This is a genomic window from Clostridium muellerianum (genome assembly GCF_012926525.1).
Classification (GTDB): Bacteria; Bacillota; Clostridia; order Clostridiales; family Clostridiaceae; genus Clostridium_AM; species Clostridium_AM muellerianum.
The window spans coordinates 1-23,937 of sequence record NZ_JABBNI010000017.1 but is presented as its reverse complement, the minus strand read 5'-3'; the positions used below and the strand labels follow the sequence as shown (position 1 = coordinate 23,937).

Below are 23,937 nucleotides of genomic sequence, written 5' to 3'. Positions count from 1 at the left end.
CTTTGTGTAACTCTATTTCCTTCAAGCCTTCATACCGTGTTACATGTGGTTATGGAAGTGAAAATGGCGCTCTTTATGGCGATTATCTATAATTACTATATTTATTTCTATATTCAGAAGGCGTACAATTCATATACTTTTTAAATACTTTACCAAAATAACTTATTCCATTAAAGCCCACATCAAAAGCAATGATAGAAATAGATTTTTTACTTTTTAAAAGCAGTTCTGATGCCTTTAAAGCTCTATATTCCATTAAATATTCAAAAGGTGTTACTCTCAAAATCCTCTTAAAACTACGACAGCATTCACTTTTACTTATATTTGCTGTCATTGCAATATCATCTAATGAAATATTCTCTGAATAATGTTCGTGTATATACTGCAATGCCAACTTTACACGTTCTTCATCATGGGAAACTATTAATATTGAATCTTTAAACTCTTCTTTCACTTCTCTAATTATATTTAACCAGAGAACGCCTAGATGATTTCTTATTTCCAGTTCATATCCATAGGGTTTTTCATTCCACAAGTAAGATACTTTTTTTATATATTTTAATATATTTTTCTGCCAATAAACATCAGGCTTTAAACAGATAAATTTTAGATTATTACTTTCAAGGATAGGATTTAAATATTTCTTTTCAATAAGTGAATTCTTATTGCCCCCAATAAAGGTTGGGTCTAGATCAATAGACAACACCATACAATCATTATTACCATTATTATTACATGGCTTAAGTTGATGAATTACATTTGAATTTACCATAATTCCTTCCCCAGCTTCTAAGGTAATTTTTTGATTTTCAACGTAAAAAGTTACCTTATCATAAAGACAATAGGAAAATTGTAATTCTTTATGCCAATGCCACTTGATGTAGCCACCTTCAAAAAGATTAAATTTATCTGTATAAATTGCTATTGGAAAATCGTAAGAACCATATCTTGTTGTATCCTGTAAGTTGTCATCTACTTCTATTTTTGACATCTTCATTTTTATCATCTCGCTAATATAGTTTTATTTTTTGGCAATATATTAATTGTTATATATTTAAAATAGTAATAAAATTATTACATATTTATTTATATAAATCAATATGCTTGCAATATACTTATAACTTGTTCAAAATGATTGTAAAGAAAGTGAGTGAATACAAGATGTTAAATTTTATTTTTCCAATTATACTTATTACGTTTTCTAATGTTTTCTACAATATTTGTGCTAAATCAATTCCAGAAAAAACAAACGCTTTTGCATCATTAAGTGTAACATATACTATAGCTGCTATATTTACATTTCTTTTAGTATGTTTGAATAACAATTTATCAAAAGGCATTTTTTCACAATTTAAAAATATAAATTGGGCAAGCTTTATATTCGGATTCTTAATAATTGGATCAGAATATGGCTATATTCAAGCATATAGATCAGGTTGGACTGTTAGTACTTGTTCATTGGTAACAAATATCTGTCTTGCGATTTTATTAATATTTGTTGGCATCTTATTATATAAAGAACATATATCAATAAATCAAATTTTAGGTATACTATTATGTATTGTTGGATTATTTTTTATTAGTAAAAAGTAAGTTTCTTCTCTGCAGTCAGTTCGTATTTTTGATAATGAACTAAACCGCATAAGCGGTGGCAGTTTCGTTCTATAATTTGTTTCTGAAATTGAGCAGTTTTATGCAAAAATCAAAATCAGAACCACCCGTAAAACGGGTAGTTTGCTCTAGCCCTATAAGGATGTGAATTATAATACGTAGAGCTAAATAATCAAATTCAATATCTTTAAAGCGGCTAAAGACATTCTTTTATTATCTTTATTCTTCCATAATCATAAAAAATGTTATTGTACCACTTACTTCAGAATATAGAGTTAATATACTTGTAGTTGATGATTCTTTATACAGTAGGTGCAGAAGTAAATCTGTTGAACTTCTTGCAAGAGTTCGTAACCATGTTGACCATAAATATGTCAAAAGCTTTCGCCTTCTTACCCTTGGTTGGTCAGACGACAATACTTTTTTACCTCTTGCTTTTACTTTGCTTTTTTCCGAAAAGGAGAAAAACAGACTTTGCTCAGAAAATCAAACAATTGACAAAAGAACCAATGGACCTAAACTCCAAAAAAGGCTGTTTTAAAGTCACTTGAAGTTATGATTAGTTTACTTAAACAAGTTTCAAAATATGCTATGATAGATATAAATCTTATTAGAAAAGAGGAATTTATATACATGCTTTTAGAGGATAAATATGCAGATTATATTAAGGATTTACTAAATAAGGCATCAGAGTATGATGTTGAAAGAAAGACATTTGGTTCACGTAAACATCAATATAAATTAAATCCTATTATTTCCGAAGAGGAAGTAAAAAACTTCGAAAAAGAGCACCAAATTGTACTACCAGAAGAATATCGTTTCTTCTTAACAAAGATTGGTGATGGCGGAGCAGGTCCAGATTACGGAATTTTTCCATTAGAAGATATAATGGACAATGAAAAATATTGTATGTCTAAAAAAGCTTTTATTGATGTAGACCTAACCGACGCTATGTGGGATTATGCAATGGGTGACGAAGAAGTTGATTCCAAAATGCTAGATCCAAAAATGCTGGAAGAGTTATCGAAAGACAATGATGTATATGACACTGTTCTTCGTGGAGTTAAATTGATTGGTTCTAAAGGGTGTACATATAGCAACTTATGCATCATTAATGGAATTGGACGAGGACAGATTGTTTACATGGACTGGAATGTAGAACCTGAATTAAGACCTTTTTTTACCGGACTTACATTTATGGAATGGTATGAAAAATGGCTTACTGAAATTTTAAATAGTATAACTCCTGGTAGTCTGGGATAATATAATTTAGGTACAGAATATGATCTGATAAAATTTTTTAATAATGCAAATACATTATAACAGAAAACTCTTCAAACTGCTGACAAACATTTTTGCCAGCAGTTTTTATTTTAATTTTCTTTGTCACCAAACTTCTCCTGCATATATTTTGCACTAACCTGTAGACTTTTAATTGGATCGTTATCTACCCAATTTTTATGAGTTTCTAATATAACACCTTCTACTCCGTTTTTTATAGCAATTGCTGAGAGTGTATTAAGATCCATATTTCCATGTCCTAATTCAGTAGCATTTTCTTCCAGTATTGGTGTCATATAAGGACCTGATTTGGTACAACCGCGGTCATTGATATGCCATAATTTCATTCGGCTACCCAGTTTTTCCATCAAAACTGGAACATTAGCACCACCATCGGTCATCCAGTAACTATCAAACTCGAAATTTACATATTCAGGATCTGTTTCTTCAATAAAAATGTCATAAGCTGTTTTTTTAGAGGTTACCTTTTGCAGTTCACAATTATGATTATGGTACAAAAGATGTATTCCTTCTTTAGAAAGAGCTTTTCCAGCCTGATCCAAACGTTTGGCAAGCTTTTTCACATCATCTAAACTACTATAATCAAATTTGTACATACCAGTAATAACTACAGTGTTTGTCCCAAATTTTTTCGCTTCATCAGCTACTGCTTTCGGATCATTCTCAATGCTCCCTAGATCACTGTGTAAACTTATGACCTTTAGTCCACTTTCTTTAATCAGCTTTGTCCAATCAAGCTTACCACCATTGCCAATAGGCATTCCTGAGAACTTTGTCATTAGTTTTACAATCATAGGAGACTTGTGAATCATAAAATCATTTAATTCGATAGATTCATATCCTGCGTTTTTGATATCAAGTAATGTGTGTAAAGCATTATCATAATTATTACACATTGTTCCTATCATAATCTGTTGAACTGCAGTGGTAATATGTTTAGAATTATTCTTATCATTGCTTCTTACAACATCATTTTGTTTTGCGTTTTGCCCTGTTTGGTGTGAGGCCACAATTTTATTAATTCGGACATTTTCTTTGATTTCATAACCAGCAATAATTATTATCACAAGCATAATGCACACAATGATTACTGTTAATACTTTTTTCATATTTTTTTTCATTTTCACATCTCCTTTTCATTGACTTATTTCATTACTACGTTATAATAATATCAACATCTGTTTATTTTGCAACCGACAGATGTTTTAAAAATGTTGAATTCAATGGAGGAGCTATGTCAGAAAAAAATAATGTAAACCAGAGAGTTATGTTAACAAAACGCTTGATTCATGAGGCTTTATTAAAAATGTTAAAGACACGTAATATTAATAAAATATCCATACGGGAATTATGCCAAATTGCAGGAATTAATCGTACTACATTCTATAATCACTATGGAAGTCAATATGATGTATTAAATGAAATTGCTGAGATGTACATACAAAGCACTTCATTTACTGTTATAAATGATATTGCAGCAGGCAAAAATATCCACGAATGTCTAACTCGGGTTCTACAATATATGAAAGACAATCTTGAATTTGCAAAACTTATATTAGATTTAGATAATTATGACCTAATCACCCACATCACAATCTCACTACCGCAGTTTGATCATATGGTCATTAAACACTTACCAAAAAACCTGGATTTGGAGGTAAAGAAGGCCATTGCTTCGTATGTTCAGTATGGAACAGTAAGACTTCTTAAAGAATGGATTCTCTCAGATTGCTTGAAGTCACCAGAAGAAGAAGCAAATTTAATTTTATATATTGCTGGAAGAACAATTGGTAGTTGATAATCGCATAACGCAGTTGTAAACCAATCCGTAATTATTATAGATATGCAATAACTACGGATAACATGAACATTACTCATTAAATGTACTTAGTATGGTTTCTTTACTATGTGCTGCCAATTCCAAGGTAATTGATAACTTTTAATATGCTCAAATTTCTTAATTTCAACCGAACCAAGTCCTCCCGTTTCAATTATCATTCTGTCATCTCCAACAGTATTATGTGGTCCAACGTATGGATGTGCTATAACTTCCAATTCGATTAAATATCCAGTTTTAAATTTTCTCTTAGCACTTACTATATCAATACTATATGCAGAGAGTTGAGGAGATTCTGTTAAATATTCTTTGTAATAATTATTTATTTCTTTTTGTATATAGGGCACAAGCAGTGAAGTAATTACATCTCTATATATAATTTCCGTTGAATTTTCTGTTGGTTGTGCTGATTCAATTTTATTTGGTTGTTTTATAGTTGCTTCATAGGCATAGCATGGAAATGTAAAAGATGTAATTACTGTGAAAAAACTTATTCCAAACACAATTTTCTTCAAAAAAGCCACCTCCAAAGAATGTTATATCAATAGTTTCTCTTATCAGTGGATTTATTATAAATAAAAAATAATTTGTGATTATATTCTAAAATACTACGACATATTTAATCACAGTTACAACTTAATCAATAAAAATATTATACTATCATTCTTATTTGTAAATATCAAAATGACACATTGTCACCTTAATACAATAATTTTTCAGCACAAAATTCCATTGATTTTTGCACTCTCTTATTTTGCCTTAAATCAATGGTTTATTGATGATATAATATATTTTATCAATATATTGGTATTTAAGTGGTGGTATAATATATAAATATACACTTATTTAGTGTTGTGGGATAAGTTATATGCGTATGACCTTTTATCTTTCAAATATACTTATATGAAGTGATTATAATAAAAAATTTAAAAAGACATGAACTAATAGTTTACTTAATTATGACTTTTCTATCTACTTGGATATTTTGGAGCATTGCATTTACTTCAACCAGGTTAAATGGACCTTTTCGAATAGTAGGCTCATTTATGCCAAGTATTATGTCTATAATTCTTACTGGTTATTATAATGGATTTAATGGCATAAAAAAACTGTTAAAGAAACTAATCATATGGAAAGTTAATCCGCTTTTTTATGCTTTTATCTTGTTCTGCTCATCATTAATATCTTTAGGATCTATTTTCTTATTAGAACAATAAGCCTCCATTGCTCTATCATAATAATTATCATACCTATCGAAAACTGCCATCACTTCATTCATCCTTTCAAATTTACTATTTATAATATTAAATCTTAAATTGAAATTTGAAAATTACTTTTTCTTTTTTACTTTTGGGGTAGGAAGTTCTCCATACATCTCTGTAATCAGTTGACATAGAAACTCCTTGTTATCAACATCATCAACCAAAAGCATTGGTTTGGCACCATCATAAGGTAATTCCTCGGTTGCCTTTAGCATCAACTGTCTACTTGCTTTGGTTATCTTAACCAAAAAACGGTCATCATATATTCCTCCAAAAATCTTTTCTCGAAAATATAAAATATATTCCCCCATCATTTTTCTGGAAGAAATATTATCTAGTGTATCTAATTGTCCAATAATAAAATCTAAATATTCTTGACTAGAAGCCATCTCTTATCTCCTCTTCACAACCTAAATTGCAGCTTATTCTTATCTATTCTTTATAAAAAATTGTGCAACCAGCCTCATTAAGTATTAAATTTCTTTTGACTGAAAATTATTTGACACAAAAATTGACACATTAAGTTACAAACGTAGCTGTCCTAAATATTGGTCAGCTACATATAATATGAATGTTGTGACTCTTTTTTTTGAGAACATAAACCTTCACCTAATAGTAATTAAACAGGAGTTATCTTGTATCGTTCTTTGTACTGTATTTTTGCTATTTCAGAATATTTACTAATAAATTCTTCTTTTGCATCAGTATATGCATCTCTATTATGTTCATATTTTTCCTTTAACTGCATTTTTAAATCTACATATTCTTTAGCAACCTCTGGGTGTTCAATCAAATAATCTCTAAAATATAATTCACTCCAATTATCAGCATAACGTACATGGAGGTGATATACTTTTTCTTCAAAACCATATTTCGTATAGCCTTTGCTGTATGTTTGTCTGAAAATCGGTTTTTTTGAAAAATTCATCAGTCCCCATTTCATTGATTTTAGCTTATCCGTTATTAGACTTATATTACTTCTAGATGATATCTCCATTAGAATATCTACAGTGGGTTTTGAAATGATTCCTGGAACTGCTGTACTTCCTATATGGCTGATTCTTACAATAGTTCCATCATCAAAGTTCTCTACCAGTTTTTCTTTCTCTATTTCATACCATTTGGGATATGCAGTATTATATTCCTTAAGTATAATTGGAAACAGTCCCCATAATTCTTCTAATGTCATCTCCCATAATTCTTTCGCCACTTTTTGTATCCTCCATAGCATAAAAAGTATTGTTGATAAATCTTTATTTCAGTTGTTTACAGTTACGATTTATCAATAAAAGTATTATACCATATTATGTCACTGTCCCTTTTAAATTTCGAATTTGTTTAAGTCCACATTTTAATGTTTTTCAATTTTGGAACATCTCCATTTTCATAAGGATTATAATTTGGAAGTTTACACCCAAACTCTTTTAAATATTTAATTTTTCCATCATCATCCCATTCAATAATAGATGTCCCATCAAAATTTTCTATTCGTCCATCCTTCATTGAGTTTTTGAAATACCATTCTACAACCGTTTGATTTTCTTTATGAAAATACTGCTTAATCTCCCATGTGAGAACTTTTCCACGAGTATTCCATTCATCAAACCAATGTTTTACTGCTTCTACACCTATATATTTCGGTCCCCAACTTTCAATATAAATACAGTTGGAAGAAAAAATGTTTTTGATACCTAAGTCTTTTCCTTCTAACCACATATTGAACCATAATCCAATTGTATGCTCATACTTAACCATAATCAAATCATCCTTTCTATAATATCTAGTGTACAAGGTACTATTTATAACACTCAATCTTAAATTGGAATTTGCAAACTACATATTCTCCTTAGAATATATTATTTTTTTCGAAGTATCAGATGATGAAAGGATGCAATTGCTTTAAATTCCTCCTTTTCACAAACCCTCTGCTCTATAGTAAGCATTTGCTTTTGCCATTTTTCATCTTTTTGTATATCTTGATTTTGTTGTAAATCCCAAAAAGTTCTCATTCCTAATATTTTTTCTATTTCAAAATCATCTGACCACTTTAAAATATCCATATCATCATAATAATGAATATCTCCAAACTTTGCTGCTTTTCCATTCTTTCCTTCTAATAATTCATTAGCATGCTCAAAATTATTTAATAAAACAACCATCTGCATAATTCTTCCTGCTCTATTATGTTTCAATATAGAAAGAACTCCGCCTTTTTTTAGAATCCTTGCAAATTCCTTAGCAATCCCTTCTCTTTCTAGAGCATATTCAAAAACATTATGACATAATATAACATCAAATGATTCATCTTCAAGTTCCTTCAGAGCCTGCATATCTCCATGTATTTGAGTATAATCATTATCAGCAATTCTTTCTGAAAGCATTTTATCATCTGGTTCAATTGCAACCACTTCATTGTCACTTGCAAAATATGAAGCAGTTATTCCCCTTCCGCTTCCAAAATCCAATACTCTTTTATTATGTATAAAACTTAACTGACTCCATGTTATTTGCTTTTGCAATAATTCCCATACTGAAATATTTGTACTATCCATTTGTATCCCCCCAATAAATTTACTATTTATAATACTCAATCTTAAATTGGAATTTTTCTATGCTTAATAGTAGACAATTTTACTAAACTCGATTTCGTTTTTAGTAAGCTCTTCTTCAAAAGAAAGATAATCAGCTTTTGAAAATGAGTTTCTTAACACCTCGTCAAATGCAGAAGGAACTGTTATATGCAGCAATTTTTGTAAAAATAATATCCAATCCTCATAATTTAATTCGTAATGTACATCATTGGCATATTCAAAATCAATTGTAACCCCAATAGGTTCATCATTCTGATTTGTCCAAATATGATAACTTATTTTTTGGGTTATTTCAGTTTCATAGCCTTTCTTATAACCTTTATTTAACCAAATATCAGATTTCATATCAAAAGTACCTCGCTAAATTACTATTTTACCTTTTACCAAATTATAACATAGTTTACAAATATCAAACTTTACTTTATTGCAATAAAAAATAAAGTGTATCCATCTTAAATTCTCAATAGATACACTTTATCTTTACCATTATTACGAACTTAACTATTTAAGTACTTTCTAAGTGCTTCTCTTCCTACTTTAATAGCCTTCATATAATTATTACATTATTCTGTATCATCCTGGTATCCAATAAGTGTAATTAATCCAGTGGCAAGCATCTGACCCCAACTCAGATAGTCATGTCCACTTTTAAAAAATTCAAAATCAACATGATAGTCTAATGATTCTAATGTATTCTTAACATTTAATGAATTGTTAATCATTGTTTTTTTATTTTCAAGAACGCCTATATTCATATAAAACTTTAATGGCAGTTTTGGACTTAACTTTATTTGCTCACTCATCCAACAATCAAGTTCACTACTTCTCTTTTCAAGCTCTACTTTACATTCCTTTTTTTTGTCTGATTTTATAGGCTTATACCAAAATGAACCTGATTGACAAAGTACGTTTCCAAACACCTCAGAATGTTTTAATCCCATATATGTAGCCGTTAGTCCTCCAAGGCTCAAGCCACCAATTACTGCCTTTTGAGGATCCTTTGATAAGTTATATTTTTCTCTAAGCCAAGGTATCATTTCATTTACTACAGAATTACAAAATAAATCATTACACGATAAATCCTCAGATCTTTTATCTGTTGAATCAATAAAAATTGCTACAATAGGCAGGATTTTTTTATCAGCAATCAAATTATTCAAGACTTGTTCTGCTTTAAGAACATTTATATAATCATAGCCATCTGTCAATGTAATAAAACCATAAGGTGATGAATCCTTGTTATAACCAGATGGTTTGTAAACATTTATGCCTCTAGGTTCTATGAAATATGAGCTTTCAAATTCATACTTTGTAATAGTTCCTTTTGGTATGTCGATTCTTTCTTCAAGCCAAAGATTTTCCCCTGAATTAGGCATTTTTACATATGGTATTTCCACTTTAAAACTACCTGGTCTATTAAAAGTCAGTTTATTTTTATTGAATTTATCTGCTCTCATATTTTTGCATCGTTCTTTACATCTTATAAGTAGAGAATCATTAGGAAACAAATTGTACGAAAATTTTATGTCATTTCTAACTTTATAAGTCCCATACCATAAATTTGTATCACGGATACGCTTAAGAAGATGCTCTTCAATATTCTCATCAGTTAAGGCCGGTAGTATTTGTGAAATTATAAGCACATTGTTAATCTGTTGTTCAGCAAAATGGAATATTGTAACTAATGAATAATCTATTTCATCAATTATTGGTTCAATAATTGGATTACCTTTTTCTTTTAAAAATTCAAGAAATTCATTCAAAGCTTTTTTTTCGTCAATTTGAATATTAAATTTTAATTTTTTTATTAATTCTGTTTCGAGATTATTTTTAATCATAATTCATTCTATATATTTTATATAATATCCTTTCTTATCGCCCAGAGGGAGACTATTATAAGACCTACGAAGATTTGCTTCCTCCTGTCAGAATAAAATACCCCATTATGTTTTTTATTCTGACAGGAGGAAGAGTTAAAGCTAATCTATAGCTTTGTTTATTATTACCACTTAATTTATTATTTATAATACTTAACTCTAAAATTGGAACTTATCAGTTCTATACATTATACTTAATTAATACATTTATAAATTCCTGTATCTCAGAATTTACCTGTTGTGGATTGTCTCCGTTTGAAAAATGTGATGCATTACTTATTATATGAAGTGGATATCCCTCTTTCTTTGACCATGCCTCACAATATTGATTTACTTTTCCAATTCTATCGAATTCACCAAGCAAAATCAGTACCGGGAAAGAAAAACTAACATCTTTATTTTCCTTTATAAAGGTACCATAAGCAATATCCATTTGTTCAATGATTTCAGATTTTGTAAATGTTGCAAGCATTTCTATCATTTTGCCATACTTTTTCGCAAAGCATTTGCTGAAAAACATTTTGCTATTAAAGCAACATGTTTTAACCACCAAATATCTAATCCTGAGTAATAACTAATGCCAAAAGGTGTAGTATCAAGTGCTATAAAACCTTCTACTTTTTCAGCATAATGAAATGCAAACTCCTGACTAGGATAGCCACCCATAGACATACCGACCAATATTACCTTATCAATTTTTTCCTGATCCAATATTCTCATCAGATCATGTGCACAATTCTCATATGTAAAATTTGAATATGGGCGTGAAAGACCATAAAGAGGAACATCCCATGTAATTACTGTATATTCTTGTTTAAAGTATTCCACCTGTTTTTCAAACATGGAGTGGTCGGCGGTTACCCCATGCGTAAAAACGATACATTTTGTGTTTGGATTTTTGTTGCGACTAATCCAATAATAAACAGTACCCCTTCTTGTCTTTAACTCCTTACCATTCACCTTACACAACCTCGCTTCCGTATGCATAAAACATTAAGTAACATTGCAATCATTCACGATAAATTACTATTTATATTGCTCACCTTAAATTGCATCTTATTGTTATCTATTCTTTATAAAAAATTGTGCAACCAGGCTCATTAAGTACTAAATGTATTTTATACATTAATATCTACATATTGTTTATTAACAACTAAATAATGTAATAATGATTATTTATATCCCGCAAACTGCTCCCCAAATATATCCTTCAAATCAGAAATAACTTTTTCATTTTTTCCAACATATTGAACGATTATACTTCCTTTTTTATAAAAGTGAGGATATGAAGTCCAGCTAACGTTTATAGATTTAGTACCATCACTATACTCACAACCACCATCATCAATTCTTTTTGCATCATTCTCAACTTCTTTATTGCTATTGTATAAGTAAATATTTATTGCTTCTTTATCAATTATCATCCTTTTCCTTGTAGTTGGCAGAAAGTCTTTTTCTACATCTTTCAGCTCAAATTTATAACTCTTTGCTTTCATTAGATTTACAAATTGGTCCATATCTAAAGTGTTTTTTGAGTTTTGTTTATTACTATAAGTTATAAACATAGTGAATATTACTGAAGATAAGATGAATATTATAGCACATTTGCTTAACTTCTCCATAATTTTCCCTCCTATAGCAAAACAAATTATTAACAATCTGTTAACGCCCCCCGGGGGGGCGTTGTGAAGCCTTTGCTGAACTTGCTACTATTTATTGAATCCCAGATTTAATAAAAGATATTAGTTCCTCAACATTATCAAAATCATCATAATCTCCATTTATTCCTTCTCTATGATATACTACTCCATTTTTTTCATTTCTATCTAGACAATCAAGAAGTTCTTCAATTCCATATCTCTTAATAAATAAAGTAAATCCATAAGGCTTTATTTTGTTTAATAACCCCTTATGACATTCTTCCTTACATAAATAACAAGCAGTTATATCTTTTTTAATAGAGCATTTACGATTTTCACACCATTCTTTATCTGGACATTCACCTGAATTACAACCAGAACATTTTATATTCTCTGAACACAAGCAACAAGCAAGTCCACAACGTGCAATTCTTAATTCTCTTCTCATTTTAACTCCCCTACAAATTACTATTTGTGTTACCTTAATACTTCTATTTCAAATCCATATTCACGCAATATAAGGTCATCATCGATTCTTTCTTCATAGATTCCATCTACCTGCCTAAATCCGTTTTTTAAATATACATTAATAGCTGGTTTATTTATATCCACAACAAAAAGCCTTAAATATTTAGCATTCTTCTGCTTAGTGAGTGTAATAGCATGTTTAAGCATTATACCGCCAATTCCTCGTCTTGAATAATTAACATTAACTCCAAAGCGGTCAAGATATAATGCCTTATCATGGGCATTTTCCCATTTCACATAACTTTCTCCAGCATTTGATTCACATAATGCAAACGCTGCAACTATATCATCATGCTCCTCGACCAATAAATAAAGGCGATTATTTTCAATATCATCGCTAAAAAACTCGCACGGATAGATTTCGTCCCAAATTGGTATGTTGTTTCTGTTCATATTATCAATTATGTTTCCATACACAGCTTTGAGTTTGGATAAGTCGTTTATATTAGCCAATCTCAAATTCATATCAATTCACCTCCAAATTACTAATTTATAATACTCAACCTAAAATTGTAATTTGCCCTGCTCTTAAAAATTTAATTAATACAAATTACTTTCGCTTTCTGCAAACTATAATAAATCTGTGTTCAATACTCTCTATATAACCTTTAACATTTAATTCTTCATACAACTTACATAATTCTTCAAAACAACTATCTACAGAGAAATTTGGAAATTCCCACTTAATGATTTTTGCAAAATAAACTAATGCTCCAATATCTTTAAAACGTAAGTATGGAAAAAACTCTTTAGCATATAAAATTTCGAAAAAGTTTTTTTCTATTTCTTTTAGGTTATTCTCTAAAGTATTTTGGGAAAATAATGGCTTAAAATTCTTAATTAATGCATTAGATAATTTTTCGTTATTTTTCCCACCTACTTGTTGTGTAATAAATATTCCATTTGGCTTCAATATCCTTTTGACCTCTTTAATATCAAAAGATCCATGTCTATTAATAATCATATCAAAAACATTATCTTTAAAAGGTAATTTTGAATCATTAAATGCCTGCTTTACTTCAATTCCAAGTGGTTCTAATTTTTTCTTACACAACTTTACATTAGGCTCCCACATTTCTGTAACTGATGTATTATTGTAAGGATGATTCAATGATAATAGAAATTCTCCTCCACCAGTACCCATATCAAGTAATTTATGATCTGAATTTAAATATTTTTTTAATATCTCTTTATAATCCCAAGGTAATCCTTCATCTTTCCATCTATTTTTTAAATAAGAAAAATCCCATCCCTCAAATGCATTTTTCTCCTCTTTTCTCCATAATTCTTTTAATTCACTATAGTCCATAACTGTCCACCTTTTCTTTTATTTTTGCTTATTAGAAAATTGGTGCAGTTTCCTGATAGTATGTTTAAATTTAATCTTAGTACAATCTACTATCAGTTATTATAACTGCACTAAGTAATTAATTCGATTTTTTCCCATTTTTAGACCTCACCTACTTTCGTATTTGTAATGCGATGTTGCGTAAATTGTTCGTTTTTTCAGTTGTGACGTTGAATAAGAAAAATATTTTCTTAGCTAAAATTGATTTTAACATTCCCTATAGCTTTTTTATTTTTTAACACCCTTTCTCTTCATACATATTTTACTACTTTTACTAAAAATTATAACATATATTTTCTAATTCTTCACCAATACCATGAATTACAACAAAGTATATCCACAACGTAACACCATATTTTATTCAATTTTCAAAGCTCATAGTTCGCATTTTTGTTTTCAATGCTTGTGTCATAATTTTTTCATTTTACTAATGTGTCTTATCTCATTCTTTGATTAGCTTTCTTAACTTTAATAATATGAATTCTTTTAAGTTATTAATTAATCAGAAGAAAATTTACAATAAGTTCACTTTATCTTTGAATTACAAATCAAAAACACCACACAATTCAACCTTTGAATAATGCAGTGTTTTTGCAAACAGTTCATTTTTTCAGTTGTTTGATTAAACAAGAACATTCCAACTTAATCCCCAGTGAAGATTAATTTTCATAAATTCCTTTCAACGTATATTGTTCTAAAATATGTCCATCCATTTCATGGTATAGTTCATTTAGCAAGAAACCTACTTTTAGATTTAACAGTTTATCTAAAGCAAAAACATGAAGCTCATATAAATGTGATTTATCTGGTGGTGTCATACCACCATAATAACAAGATAGTTTTCTTGATTGCTGATTTCCTTGTAAACTAGTCCAACTATTTATACCTTGTATAAAATCATCTGATGTCTGACTCTCGTTGTCTTTCGCAGCCAGTCTCATTAAGTATTAATATCTACATATTGTTTATTAACAACTAAATAATGTTGGACTTTATAAATCTCTAATTACTCTCAACTTTTCCACTTCATAATAAACTCTGTTTCACCAGTATTTTCATCTATTTGCTCTGTAAAAATTGTAAAGCCTTCTCTTAAATAAAAGCTTAACGCACGGTTGTTCTTTTTATAAACACACAAAGACAATTCATTATTTTTACTTTTTGAATAATCAAGTAATTCTTTTCCAATTCCTTTTGACTGAAAATTATTTGACACAAATATTCCTGCCACAAAGTTTTCCATTAAACCAATAAATCCTAATACTTCACCACTCTGCTCATACACATAAATCGTTGCTTTTGGCATCATTTCCTTAACTGCTGCAAAATTATCTCGCCAATATCCACTATCAATAAAATCATGTGCCAGAATATTCATCTCAAGCCATAATTCCATTACCTTATCAATATCTGTCCTTTTAAAATCTCTAATCATGTGTGACCTCCTTGTTGTATATAGATAACTAGGGACAAAAACTGACCCATTAAGTTACAAATGCAGTTATCCTAGATACTGAATAACTACGAATAATATGAAGAATGCGAAATTGCTGGCATTGTAAATTATGCTTACAATGCCAGCAATCTTTCAATTTCATTCTTAATTCTATTTATATAATCTTTTCTTACTTCATCGCTTGGTCTTGTGGTTTCATCAAACAATACACTATTCGGCAGTTGATAAACCGAGCTTATGATAGGAGTATCTCCCTTCACTCTTGGGTACAAATGCCAATGAATGTGATGGCATCCATTGCCAAGCAACTCATAATTCATTTTGTCTGGCTTAAACACATTAGAAACGGCTTCTGCAACTATCGACATTTCTTCAAGGTGTTTAATTTTAAAATCATGTTCTAAATTATGTAATTCTGGACCATGTTCTTTGCAGTTAAAAACAGTATATCCCTTGAACCTCTGATACCATCCTAAGATAACATATCCAGTTTCAAGTTCCATAATAAAATATGGATCATTTGTAATGTTCTTTTGTTGTTCACACATCTTGCATTGCATATTATCCCCCCCCAAATAATCTTTCTTCGCATTATATTACAGTTACAACTTAATTAATAAAAATATTATACCATAATTTGGTATAACAAGTTAAATATCTACTTTAAATGACTTTTTTTAAGTTCCTTTAAAGCCTTCTTAGACCCTCTTTCTATATCTCTTTCAAGCTTTCTTTCCTTAAAGCTAGTAAATAATTGATTTAAGTCATATCCTTCTGGGTACAGCTCTGAGGCTTTAATCTCTAATTTTAATCTCCTGTAATTTACACTAACAAATTCTTTGTTAAATAAAATAGTTATATTATTATAGATATCCCTCTCTTTATAAACAATAGCACTTTCATTCTTATCCATCCAAAGAACTTTATCTCCTGCCGCAAATTCATATATTCCACCTTTATCTTCTTGAATGTCTTTTTTCTTGTTAACCTTGCTTTCTCTTATTAATTCATAATTATAATCCTTACACTGTATATATCTTCTAGTTCTTTCAATTATATTATCTGAAATGCCCATTTTCTTTGATATATAAAGAGCATTACTATCTCCCGTTTTTCCTATATTAAGCTTATATAATGGCTCTAAAGTATCACATCTAAACTCCATAGCTGCATTTTCAAAGTCTGGATGCTGACAAGAAAAGTTTTTAATTTCTCCATAATGGGTTGTTGCTACTATTATACATCCTTTATGATACAATTCTTCTAAAATAGCTATGGCTAAAGCTGCACCTTCATTTGGTTCTGTACCACTACCAATTTCATCAAATAATAATAATGTTGATTTATTGCTTTCTCTTATTATATCTGCTAAGTTCTTCACATGAGAGGAAAAAGTACTCAAAGCATTTTCTATACTTTGGTTATCGCCTATATCTACAAATAGGTTCTAGTTTATCTAATAAGGCTTTGCCCAAGCCACTTGAACAATATTCCTTTACTATTTCCTTTAATTCATAATAATGTAGTTTTTCTAATGTTGTGTTATCCATTCTAAAATTCCTTCCTTAACTTTATTCAAGTCAACGAAACCTAGATAGATTTCATTCTCAATCTACATTGTTTATTATAAAATAAAAAAAGCCATGGATACTCCACAGCTTCAATTGCTCTCTTAATAAAGGGTAATAAACCCCAAAGTAGTTTCGTGGACTCGTATCTATAAATAGTAATTAATTCCATAACAATTAAAGGTACTACACCCTCAATTTTAGAATTAATATTAAGTTACCTATTTTAGATACTAAACACTCACAAAAATACCTCTCTTTTTTTGAAATCTATCTACTATCAAATATTATATATCAAAATATACATTTTATCAACTTCATTTGGAAAAACTTTTAATTAACGCATTATTTAACAAAGCAAGACCTTCTATTATAGTGCTGCGTTGCTTTTCCGACAGCTCACTAAAGGCTTCAATTTCTGCTGATTTCATTTCTTCAAGAATACGCTTTGCAAAGCATTCCCCTTTTTCAGTAAATTTAATAATCTTGTTTCTACGATCTTCGGGATTTGTTTCTTTAGATATATACCCATCTTTTTCAAGCCCAGATAGCATCTGAGATACTGTTTGCTTAGGCAAATATAACTTATTACAAATTTGGCTTTGTGTACAATATGGCACTGCACTATTTATAACATGCAAAGCAAACAAAATGTTTTCCTGAATATGATGTCTTTTTGCCCAATCACTATATACATCATTTATCTTAAACCACAAATCATAATAACTATCTATCTGATCATTAATTTTCTCTCTACTATCCACTTTTCATTCACTCTTTCTTTTATTATTAAATAGTGTATCTTAATCAAATTAATGGCTTACTCCACTTAAGTTTAGTCCAATAACTCCTAATACAATAAAGGCTAAAGATACTACTTTTAGAACACTAATGCTTTCTTTAAAAACAAATATTCCAATTGTTGATAGTACAATTAATCCGGTTGCAGACCATACAGCATATGCTACACTTATATCTATTTTTTTTAATGCCATAGAAAAACAACTAAAGCATATTATGTAGCCTAAAAATGTTCCTATTGTTGGCAGTATTTTAGTAAATCCATAAGACATTTTCATCAAAGTTGTTGCCGTGATTTCAAATAAAATTGCAAGAATTAAATAAATCCATTCCATATAAAAAACTCCTTTTATTATAAAATAGTCCATTTATGGACTATTTTAGTGTAATTTAATTTATGAAGTTTGTCAACATACAAGCTTTAGTTCATTAAATATTTTTAAGTAGTTATGTGTACATTAGTTATATGGTATAATTCTTCTATAGTGTAATTCCAAGCCACATGTATGTACAGACTAATTGTTAAAATGTAAGGAAATATTATATAGAATGAGTAAATATATAATATGTTCAAACAAATAATAATAAATTATTAACCACTCCCTGTGGAACTTGCGAAGCATCAGCTGAGCTTGATATAATTTTATATATTGAGGTGATTTGATTATATGTTAACTGAGCCAAAACATATTACATATGATGAATTTATAAATATGGACGAAAATACAGAGGAACTATTGGAATATATTGATGGGATTGTTTATAACCAAGCATCACCATCAAAAATCCATCAAATTGTAGCTATTAATATTGCTACTGAATTCAATATTTTTTTTAAAAACAAAAGTTGCAAGCCTTTTATAGCTCCTTTTGATATTATATTAAAGAATGAGCAAACCGAATATCCAAGAAAGGTTATCCCAGATATAAGTATAATTTGCGATAAAAGTGGACTCAATGATAAAAACTATATTGGAATACCTACATTAATTGTAGAGATTTTAAGTCCATCAAATGAAGCTCATGATTTGGTTACAAAAATGAATTTATATCAACGATTTGGTGTAAAAGAATATTGGATAGTAAATCCCAAAATTAAAACTACCTCCTTATACTCTCTAAATAAGAAAGGTCTTTATGAACAATTTGGTGTTTACAAAAACGAAGAAGAATTTGAATCGGCTACTTTTAATGGATTGAAAATAAATTTGAAAGATATCTTTGAATAAATCTAGAAAATTCAATATTTCATCAATTCCAGTTTGAAACTTCTGCCACCAAAAAGTTTTAGAAGGGCTATCCCACTAAAAAGTTAGTGCGACAGCTCCTTTTTCTAGGCTTTAAAAAATGACTCACTACCTATATCCTGTTTTTATATTGTATTTACAGTATCACATGAATTGAACTTTTTAGTCCTAACAAATAAAAGAAGATGCATTCTATTTTCTTTCATATACCTATACTGTACTTTAGCATCAATACAATTCACTATTAGAATCTATATATGACACCGCACTTAATGCTGCAACTAAGCCCTCACCTGCTGCCTTCATGAATTGATATGGGGTTCCGGTACAATCACCAGCTGCAAAACAGCCTTTTATATTGGTACTCATATCCCTATTAACCTTTATATGCTCTCCCTCTGTTATAAGGCCTGGGACAAGCTGTGCTGGTGAAACACTTTCCTTCAAAACAAATACTCCATCAGTTAAAATTTCAGATGATTTTAATATAAGCTTATTAACTTTATCTTGTCCTGATATTTCAATTGGTTTATCTTTTACAATTTCTATTTCACTTTTTAAGTTGTAGTCACTATGATACATTGGTATATAGTACAATTTCGATGCAAACTCATTTACATAGTTAGCTTCTTCCTCATCTTTCTTTGTATATCCTATAATTGTAACTACTTTATCCTTATACAATTGTGCATCACAGGTTGCACAATATCCTACACCTCTTCCAAGGAACTCTTCTTCTCCCTTTATAGGTTTTGTGTACTCCATACCTGTTGCAATAATAACCACCTTTACTTCATAGCATTTGTTATTTACCATAAGAACAAAATAATTTCCAACAGAATAAATTGCATTTACTCTTTCCTCTGTAATATTTACCTTCATATTACTAATGTGTGCTTCAAAGCTTTCTTTTAACTGTTTACCAGTTATACCATAAAAGCCTAAATAATTATTTATTTTGGGTGCTTTTATTAACTTGCTACTTAAATCCTTATTTCCAAATACTATTATGCTTTTATTTCTTATCTTAGCATTAATAGCAGCTGATAGTCCTGCAGGGCCAGTTCCTACAATTGCAATATCATATTCATTCTCCATTGTCTCAATCTCCTCATATATAAATTATAAATAATATTCATTAAAAAAGGCCAAAGTAATTTACTTAGTGACGTAAATTACTTTAAAGAAAGTTTTTTAATTTAAGAAATAAAATTTTTTGTATTATACTTGTGCCATCGTGTACTTTTTCAAGGATTCACTAGTCTTTATAATATCATCATAATGTCCTTGTGCCTCAACATTTCCATCCTTTATGACAACAATATGATCTGCTTTTTTCACCATCTCCATATCATGGCTAATCATCAAAGTTGTACGTCCATCCATAAGATTTTTCAGTCCTTTTACAACCTCTGCTTCACTAACTACATCAAGACTACTTGTTGACTCATCTAGCATCAAATAATCAGGATCCTTCATGATAGCCCTTGCAATGGCAATCCTCTGTCTCTGACCACCTGAAAGCTTCTCTCCATATTCACCAACTTCTGTATCCAGTCCTTTTTCAAAGCTTTGAATAAAGTCATAAGCATTGGCAAGCTTAGCTGCTCTAATGATTGCTTCTTCTGTATATCCATTTGAAGCTCCATAGGCAATATTATCACGAATAGTTCCAGAAATCAGCTGACTATTTTGTGAAACATAGCCAATTGCATCTCTCCATTCATTCAATTTAATATTTGCAATGTCTTTAGAACCAAATTTTAAACTTCCGCTCTTTGGTTTATAGTAGCGTTCAAGTAATTTAAATATAGTAGTTTTACCAGATCCATTTTCACCGACAATGGCAGTGACTTTACCCTTTGGAACAATAAAACTAATATCAGAAAGTATTTCGCTGCCTTCATCATAAGCAAAAGATACCTTTTCAAATGCAAGATTCTCATCAGGTACCTGCATAGATACTGTACCCTCTTGTTTTTCTTCCTCTTCTTGCATTAATGAAATAATCTTTGCACAACCACCTTGTGAATTCTTAATTGACTGCCATTGAGTTACAATTTCAAAGAAGGACGGTATGAGAATCATGGAATAATTGTAGAAAGCAACCAAACCATCTATCTTCATCTGCCCAGAACGAACATAATATGCTCCCCCCAAAAAAACAATAACCATAATAGTATACTGTACTATATATCCAATTGGAAGCTGAAGAGTAAACAATATTCCTGCTAAAACATCTGCTTTATATTTTATCTGGCTAGCCATAATCCCTTTTTTATATTCTTCATCCTCGGTACTCATACTCTTTATAAGCTTCATATTGTTCAAACGTTCTCCAAAGAAATTAGTAATTTCAGAAAATGCATTCTGTACAACAAAATTAATTTTAAATTGCATTTTTCCATTAATCATAATAACGATAATGGCCACTGGAATTACATAAAGTATTAGTTTAGCGAGAGTAGGATATATTTTGTTCATTTCAATATACGCCATTGTTATTCCATATAAGGAACTAAAAAATGTTGCAACACAACCCGGAGCATTAACTGCTAGTTCCACATCGTTAGTAATTCTTGAAATCAATCCCTGAGGCTGTTCCCTGTCATATACAAACACTGGTATGCGAAGTATTTTCTCCCATAAAACTTTTCTTGTATTTCTATAGGAAATAATTTTACAAAATCCCCACACAACTGAATAAGCTAGCGACACTGCAGCACTGACTAATGTCCAAATCACAAAACCCTTCAAAAAATTTTCCTTCCCAATTTCACCTTGATACAAACGTGTTGTATATGGTACAAGCATAAGATTAACTTTTGTCACTCCAAAACTTAATATAAAAGTTCCAAGATAAAGCAACCATGGTAATTTTACATTTTTATAAAATTTAAAAAATGCTTTCCATGAATTATGCTGATTTTTTTTATTCTTGTTGCTATTCATCTTTTATACCACCCCTTTGCCTTTTTACCATACTACGATAAAAGGAATTACATATCAAAAGTTCATTATGTGAACCTGAAGATACAGATCCATCATCATTAAAGACTATGATATTATCTGCATTCATAACTGCCTTTGTATCATGTGCAACCACCAACACTGTTCTGCCACGCTTCAAGTTCTCAATACCTTTAACAACTTCCGCTGCAGAAACAACATCCAAATTTGAAGTAGGCTCATCTAAAACCAAATATTTTGAATTGTGTAAAAATGCACGGGCAATACAAATTCTTTGTCGCTGACCCCCAGAAAGCCTGCAACCAAACTGACCAACTTGAGTATCAAATCCCTTTGGTTGTTTCTGAATAAAATCATAAGCATTAGCAAGCTTAGCCGCCTCCATCAGTTCCTGTTCTGAAACATCCCGCTTTACACCATAAACCATATTTTCTCGAATGGTACCTGACATCATAGAAACTTCCTGGCACACATAGGCAATATTGGCTCTCCAGCTCTTAATATCATATTCATCAATTGATTTTCCATGAAAAAGAATGCGACCTCCTCTAGGTTGATAAAAGCGTTCTATCAATTTCAATATTGTGGTCTTTCCAGCACCACTACCTCCCACAATTGCAGTTGTTTTTTTCTCCGGAATCGTAAAGGAGATTTCTTTAAAAATATCCGTCTTGTCATATCCAAAAGTTACCTTATCAATAATAATATCTCCTGACTCCATTACTTCCTTTTCATAAGATTCTATACCTTCTGCAGGTTCTTCTAAAACTTTTGATATACGATATACAGAACCCTGTACAGCTTTGATGTCCTGCCATTTCTGGGATTTACCCATGATTTCGGTGAGCAAGGTTATTGCATACATGTAGAATGCATACCATCCAGCGACGTCCAACTTTCCGCTCTTCAAGAAAGGAATACCCACAAGCACTAATATAACTTGCTGTGATAATGAAACTGCTGTATTTATAGGTGATCTTAATAAATCAACATATACTTGACTGCGATTTGCCTTATATAAATCATCTATTACAGCATTACCACGTTTACTTTCATACTTTTCCTTATTAAATGATTTTATAAGTGGAATGCAATTAATCAATTCGCTCAAAAATCCGGTTAAATTAGAAACATTATCACGTACCTTTATAGATACCCTCATAAATAATCTTCCAAAGAAAAAAGCTATTAAAAAGGATATAGGGATAAATACGAGCAAAATATACATTAAACTTTTATCATATTGTGAAATTTTAGACAGAGTAATGTAAAAAGTATATATATTAATTAATTCTTGTATAATAATATCCATAATAAAACTACGTAAATTTTGCGTATCGCCAGTAATACGGCTAATTAAACTAACTGCTGGAATTCTGTCAAAAAACGCAGGTTTCAATGATAACAACTTTTTCCACAATACATTTCGAAAATTACGATCTATTTTTGCATTTACAATTTGTAGAATTAATATAACAACTTGTGAAATTAAGCTGCCAGTAATCTGAAGTGCAATAACTGTAAATACAAGTTTTGAACTTACATTACCTGCAAATAGTTGTCCTGTTTTATCTGGTATCAACAGCATTAATTTTGATGACCCCATTGCTACTGCACAGTACACCAAAATCAAGACAATAGGAAGTTTAGCATAGAGGCACAGATGAAAAAATGATTTCCATATACCTTGATTATAATTCTCATTCTGTTGAACCAAACTACTTTTTTCTACTTTGGCATTTATTCTCATAGTAATCCTCCCCTTAATTAACTGTTAGTGTAAAATTTTTTTACACTATTTTTATAAATTTTCTTTATATATCAAGGGTTACAGAGTTTTTTAAATAAAAAAACAATGACCCCCTATTTCATGTTATAATTGAATCTCTCACCAAACAA

General features: G+C 30.0%; 30 protein-coding genes and 1 pseudogene. 5 read left to right on the top strand and 26 right to left on the bottom strand.

Features of this window, described 5'->3' with window-relative positions:
* Positions 1-82: 82 nt before the first annotated feature.
* On the bottom strand, positions 83-997 hold the full coding sequence (locus tag HBE96_RS10060; RefSeq protein WP_169297642.1) for an AraC family transcriptional regulator: 915 nt from the start codon (positions 995-997) through the stop codon (positions 83-85).
* Positions 998-1,131: 134 nt separating this feature from the next.
* Between HBE96_RS10060 and HBE96_RS10055 the strand changes: the two genes are divergently transcribed.
* The 3 genes from HBE96_RS10055 (at position 1,132) to HBE96_RS10045 (ending at position 2,874) form a co-directional block, all read left to right on the top strand.
* Complete coding sequence (locus HBE96_RS10055) at positions 1,132-1,593, top strand: EamA family transporter (RefSeq protein WP_243186891.1); 462 nt, start codon at positions 1,132-1,134, stop codon at positions 1,591-1,593.
* 199 nt (positions 1,594-1,792) lie between these two features.
* On the top strand, positions 1,793-2,152 hold the full coding sequence (locus tag HBE96_RS26955) for a transposase (RefSeq protein WP_169297696.1): 360 nt from the start codon (positions 1,793-1,795) through the stop codon (positions 2,150-2,152).
* Between the two features lie 14 nt (positions 2,153-2,166).
* The gene (locus HBE96_RS10045; RefSeq protein WP_169297641.1) at positions 2,167-2,874 is read left to right on the top strand and encodes an SMI1/KNR4 family protein; all 708 of its coding nucleotides are present in this window, start codon (positions 2,167-2,169) and stop codon (positions 2,872-2,874) included.
* 110 nt (positions 2,875-2,984) lie between these two features.
* Here HBE96_RS10045 and HBE96_RS10040 read toward each other — a convergent pair whose 3' ends face one another.
* Positions 2,985-4,034, bottom strand: coding sequence for a sugar phosphate isomerase/epimerase family protein (locus HBE96_RS10040; protein ID WP_243186889.1), 1,050 nt, complete (start codon positions 4,032-4,034; stop codon positions 2,985-2,987).
* Between the two features lie 113 nt (positions 4,035-4,147).
* Here HBE96_RS10040 and HBE96_RS10035 point away from each other — a divergent pair, with 113 nt between their 5' ends.
* Positions 4,148-4,711, top strand: coding sequence for a TetR/AcrR family transcriptional regulator (locus HBE96_RS10035; protein WP_169297640.1), 564 nt, complete (start codon positions 4,148-4,150; stop codon positions 4,709-4,711).
* Positions 4,712-4,800: 89 nt separating this feature from the next.
* On the opposite strand, the gene HBE96_RS10030 is transcribed toward HBE96_RS10035, so the two are convergent.
* The 21 genes and pseudogenes from HBE96_RS10030 to HBE96_RS09940 form a co-directional block, all read right to left on the bottom strand.
* Positions 4,801-5,274, bottom strand: a complete 474-nt coding sequence (locus HBE96_RS10030) for a DUF3888 domain-containing protein (protein ID WP_169297639.1) — start codon at positions 5,272-5,274, stop codon at positions 4,801-4,803.
* Between the two features lie 626 nt (positions 5,275-5,900).
* Positions 5,901-6,029 (bottom strand): hypothetical protein, encoded by a 129-nt coding sequence (locus tag HBE96_RS26665; RefSeq protein WP_281064340.1) that lies wholly within the window; start codon positions 6,027-6,029, stop codon positions 5,901-5,903.
* Positions 6,030-6,080: 51 nt separating this feature from the next.
* Positions 6,081-6,401 carry a TfoX/Sxy family protein gene (locus HBE96_RS10025; protein ID WP_169297638.1) on the bottom strand — a complete coding sequence of 107 codons (321 nt, stop codon included), beginning with the start codon at positions 6,399-6,401 and terminating at the stop codon, positions 6,081-6,083.
* Positions 6,402-6,631: 230 nt separating this feature from the next.
* A complete protein-coding gene (locus HBE96_RS10020; protein WP_169297637.1) occupies positions 6,632-7,222 on the bottom strand; it encodes a GrpB family protein in 591 nt (196 codons plus the stop codon).
* 128 nt (positions 7,223-7,350) lie between these two features.
* Positions 7,351-7,767, bottom strand: a complete 417-nt coding sequence (locus HBE96_RS10015) for a nuclear transport factor 2 family protein (protein WP_169297636.1) — start codon at positions 7,765-7,767, stop codon at positions 7,351-7,353.
* 101 nt (positions 7,768-7,868) lie between these two features.
* Positions 7,869-8,564, bottom strand: coding sequence for a class I SAM-dependent methyltransferase (locus HBE96_RS10010; protein ID WP_169297635.1), 696 nt, complete (start codon positions 8,562-8,564; stop codon positions 7,869-7,871).
* Between the two features lie 63 nt (positions 8,565-8,627).
* Positions 8,628-8,948: a hypothetical protein gene (locus tag HBE96_RS10005; protein ID WP_169297634.1), complete on the bottom strand. Its 321-nt coding sequence runs from the start codon at positions 8,946-8,948 to the stop codon at positions 8,628-8,630.
* A 218-nt stretch (positions 8,949-9,166) separates the two neighbouring features.
* On the bottom strand, positions 9,167-10,441 hold the full coding sequence (locus HBE96_RS10000; RefSeq protein WP_169297633.1) for an alpha/beta hydrolase: 1,275 nt from the start codon (positions 10,439-10,441) through the stop codon (positions 9,167-9,169).
* 220 nt (positions 10,442-10,661) lie between these two features.
* Positions 10,662-10,961 (bottom strand): alpha/beta fold hydrolase, encoded by a 300-nt coding sequence (locus HBE96_RS26260; RefSeq protein WP_243186888.1) that lies wholly within the window; start codon positions 10,959-10,961, stop codon positions 10,662-10,664.
* Complete coding sequence (locus HBE96_RS26255) at positions 10,958-11,467, bottom strand: alpha/beta fold hydrolase (protein ID WP_243186887.1); 510 nt, start codon at positions 11,465-11,467, stop codon at positions 10,958-10,960. The genes HBE96_RS26260 and HBE96_RS26255 overlap by 4 nt, the downstream gene beginning before the upstream one ends.
* Positions 11,468-11,652: 185 nt before the next feature.
* Positions 11,653-12,102, bottom strand: a complete 450-nt coding sequence (locus tag HBE96_RS09990) for a hypothetical protein (RefSeq protein WP_169297632.1) — start codon at positions 12,100-12,102, stop codon at positions 11,653-11,655.
* A gap of 91 nt (positions 12,103-12,193) precedes the next feature.
* Positions 12,194-12,568, bottom strand: a complete 375-nt coding sequence (locus tag HBE96_RS09985) for a DUF3795 domain-containing protein (RefSeq protein ID WP_169297631.1) — start codon at positions 12,566-12,568, stop codon at positions 12,194-12,196.
* Between the two features lie 29 nt (positions 12,569-12,597).
* Complete coding sequence (locus tag HBE96_RS09980; RefSeq protein ID WP_169297630.1) at positions 12,598-13,113, bottom strand: GNAT family N-acetyltransferase; 516 nt, start codon at positions 13,111-13,113, stop codon at positions 12,598-12,600.
* An 85-nt stretch (positions 13,114-13,198) separates the two neighbouring features.
* Positions 13,199-13,957, bottom strand: coding sequence for a class I SAM-dependent methyltransferase (locus HBE96_RS09975; RefSeq protein ID WP_169297629.1), 759 nt, complete (start codon positions 13,955-13,957; stop codon positions 13,199-13,201).
* 698 nt (positions 13,958-14,655) lie between these two features.
* The gene (locus HBE96_RS09970) at positions 14,656-14,937 is read right to left on the bottom strand and encodes a YbhB/YbcL family Raf kinase inhibitor-like protein (protein ID WP_169297628.1); all 282 of its coding nucleotides are present in this window, start codon (positions 14,935-14,937) and stop codon (positions 14,656-14,658) included.
* Positions 14,938-15,008: 71 nt separating this feature from the next.
* On the bottom strand, positions 15,009-15,431 hold the full coding sequence (locus HBE96_RS09965; protein WP_169297627.1) for an N-acetyltransferase: 423 nt from the start codon (positions 15,429-15,431) through the stop codon (positions 15,009-15,011).
* A gap of 134 nt (positions 15,432-15,565) precedes the next feature.
* Positions 15,566-16,012 (bottom strand): HIT family protein, encoded by a 447-nt coding sequence (locus tag HBE96_RS09960; RefSeq protein ID WP_169297626.1) that lies wholly within the window; start codon positions 16,010-16,012, stop codon positions 15,566-15,568.
* A 98-nt stretch (positions 16,013-16,110) separates the two neighbouring features.
* Positions 16,111-16,896, bottom strand: a pseudogene (locus HBE96_RS09955) (MutS-related protein); the annotation flags it as partial.
* A complete protein-coding gene (locus HBE96_RS26660; protein WP_281064339.1) occupies positions 16,874-17,002 on the bottom strand; it encodes a hypothetical protein in 129 nt (42 codons plus the stop codon). The pseudogene HBE96_RS09955 and the gene HBE96_RS26660, both read right to left, overlap by 23 nt.
* Before the next feature lie 335 nt (positions 17,003-17,337).
* On the bottom strand, positions 17,338-17,784 hold the full coding sequence (locus HBE96_RS09945) for a MarR family transcriptional regulator (protein ID WP_169297625.1): 447 nt from the start codon (positions 17,782-17,784) through the stop codon (positions 17,338-17,340).
* A gap of 48 nt (positions 17,785-17,832) precedes the next feature.
* On the bottom strand, positions 17,833-18,156 hold the full coding sequence (locus HBE96_RS09940) for a DMT family transporter (RefSeq protein WP_169297624.1): 324 nt from the start codon (positions 18,154-18,156) through the stop codon (positions 17,833-17,835).
* Positions 18,157-18,489: 333 nt separating this feature from the next.
* Here HBE96_RS09940 and HBE96_RS09935 point away from each other — a divergent pair, with 333 nt between their 5' ends.
* Positions 18,490-19,050 carry a Uma2 family endonuclease gene (locus tag HBE96_RS09935; RefSeq protein ID WP_169297623.1) on the top strand — a complete coding sequence of 187 codons (561 nt, stop codon included), beginning with the start codon at positions 18,490-18,492 and terminating at the stop codon, positions 19,048-19,050.
* Between the two features lie 246 nt (positions 19,051-19,296).
* Here HBE96_RS09935 and HBE96_RS09930 read toward each other — a convergent pair whose 3' ends face one another.
* The 3 genes from HBE96_RS09930 to HBE96_RS09920 all read right to left on the bottom strand — a co-directional run bounded on the left by HBE96_RS09930 (position 19,297) and on the right by HBE96_RS09920 (position 23,788).
* Positions 19,297-20,166 (bottom strand): NAD(P)/FAD-dependent oxidoreductase, encoded by an 870-nt coding sequence (locus HBE96_RS09930; RefSeq protein WP_169297622.1) that lies wholly within the window; start codon positions 20,164-20,166, stop codon positions 19,297-19,299.
* A gap of 123 nt (positions 20,167-20,289) precedes the next feature.
* Positions 20,290-22,020 (bottom strand): ABC transporter ATP-binding protein, encoded by a 1,731-nt coding sequence (locus tag HBE96_RS09925; protein WP_169297621.1) that lies wholly within the window; start codon positions 22,018-22,020, stop codon positions 20,290-20,292.
* Complete coding sequence (locus HBE96_RS09920) at positions 22,013-23,788, bottom strand: ABC transporter ATP-binding protein (RefSeq protein ID WP_169297620.1); 1,776 nt, start codon at positions 23,786-23,788, stop codon at positions 22,013-22,015. Before HBE96_RS09920 ends, HBE96_RS09925 begins: the two co-directional genes overlap by 8 nt.
* Positions 23,789-23,937 lie beyond the last annotated feature (149 nt).

Excerpts from the sequence above, each read along its gene's own strand:
- HBE96_RS10060 (WP_169297642.1), bottom strand. The coding sequence starts at position 997 with ATGAAGATGTCAAAAATAGAAGTAGATGACAACTTACAGGATACAACA.
- HBE96_RS10055 (WP_243186891.1), top strand. The coding sequence starts at position 1,132 with ATGATTGTAAAGAAAGTGAGTGAATACAAGATGTTAAATTTTATTTTT.
- HBE96_RS10045 (WP_169297641.1), top strand. The coding sequence starts at position 2,167 with ATGATTAGTTTACTTAAACAAGTTTCAAAATATGCTATGATAGATATA.
- HBE96_RS10040 (WP_243186889.1), bottom strand. The coding sequence starts at position 4,034 with ATGAAAAAAAATATGAAAAAAGTATTAACAGTAATCATTGTGTGCATT.
- HBE96_RS10035 (WP_169297640.1), top strand. The coding sequence starts at position 4,148 with ATGTCAGAAAAAAATAATGTAAACCAGAGAGTTATGTTAACAAAACGC.
- HBE96_RS26665 (WP_281064340.1), bottom strand. The coding sequence starts at position 6,029 with ATGAATGAAGTGATGGCAGTTTTCGATAGGTATGATAATTATTATGAT.
- HBE96_RS10025 (WP_169297638.1), bottom strand. The coding sequence starts at position 6,401 with ATGGCTTCTAGTCAAGAATATTTAGATTTTATTATTGGACAATTAGAT.
- HBE96_RS10015 (WP_169297636.1), bottom strand. The coding sequence starts at position 7,767 with ATGGTTAAGTATGAGCATACAATTGGATTATGGTTCAATATGTGGTTA.
- HBE96_RS10010 (WP_169297635.1), bottom strand. The coding sequence starts at position 8,564 with ATGGATAGTACAAATATTTCAGTATGGGAATTATTGCAAAAGCAAATA.
- HBE96_RS10005 (WP_169297634.1), bottom strand. The coding sequence starts at position 8,948 with ATGAAATCTGATATTTGGTTAAATAAAGGTTATAAGAAAGGCTATGAA.
- HBE96_RS10000 (WP_169297633.1), bottom strand. The coding sequence starts at position 10,441 with ATGATTAAAAATAATCTCGAAACAGAATTAATAAAAAAATTAAAATTT.
- HBE96_RS26260 (WP_243186888.1), bottom strand. The coding sequence starts at position 10,961 with ATGATAGAAATGCTTGCAACATTTACAAAATCTGAAATCATTGAACAA.
- HBE96_RS26255 (WP_243186887.1), bottom strand. The coding sequence starts at position 11,467 with ATGCATACGGAAGCGAGGTTGTGTAAGGTGAATGGTAAGGAGTTAAAG.
- HBE96_RS09990 (WP_169297632.1), bottom strand. The coding sequence starts at position 12,102 with ATGGAGAAGTTAAGCAAATGTGCTATAATATTCATCTTATCTTCAGTA.
- HBE96_RS09985 (WP_169297631.1), bottom strand. The coding sequence starts at position 12,568 with ATGAGAAGAGAATTAAGAATTGCACGTTGTGGACTTGCTTGTTGCTTG.
- HBE96_RS09980 (WP_169297630.1), bottom strand. The coding sequence starts at position 13,113 with ATGAATTTGAGATTGGCTAATATAAACGACTTATCCAAACTCAAAGCT.
- HBE96_RS09975 (WP_169297629.1), bottom strand. The coding sequence starts at position 13,957 with ATGGACTATAGTGAATTAAAAGAATTATGGAGAAAAGAGGAGAAAAAT.
- HBE96_RS09970 (WP_169297628.1), bottom strand. The coding sequence starts at position 14,937 with ATGAGACTGGCTGCGAAAGACAACGAGAGTCAGACATCAGATGATTTT.
- HBE96_RS09965 (WP_169297627.1), bottom strand. The coding sequence starts at position 15,431 with ATGATTAGAGATTTTAAAAGGACAGATATTGATAAGGTAATGGAATTA.
- HBE96_RS09960 (WP_169297626.1), bottom strand. The coding sequence starts at position 16,012 with ATGCAATGCAAGATGTGTGAACAACAAAAGAACATTACAAATGATCCA.
- HBE96_RS26660 (WP_281064339.1), bottom strand. The coding sequence starts at position 17,002 with ATGGATAACACAACATTAGAAAAACTACATTATTATGAATTAAAGGAA.
- HBE96_RS09940 (WP_169297624.1), bottom strand. The coding sequence starts at position 18,156 with ATGGAATGGATTTATTTAATTCTTGCAATTTTATTTGAAATCACGGCA.
- HBE96_RS09935 (WP_169297623.1), top strand. The coding sequence starts at position 18,490 with ATGTTAACTGAGCCAAAACATATTACATATGATGAATTTATAAATATG.
- HBE96_RS09930 (WP_169297622.1), bottom strand. The coding sequence starts at position 20,166 with ATGGAGAATGAATATGATATTGCAATTGTAGGAACTGGCCCTGCAGGA.
- HBE96_RS09925 (WP_169297621.1), bottom strand. The coding sequence starts at position 22,020 with ATGAATAGCAACAAGAATAAAAAAAATCAGCATAATTCATGGAAAGCA.
- HBE96_RS09920 (WP_169297620.1), bottom strand. The coding sequence starts at position 23,788 with ATGAGAATAAATGCCAAAGTAGAAAAAAGTAGTTTGGTTCAACAGAAT.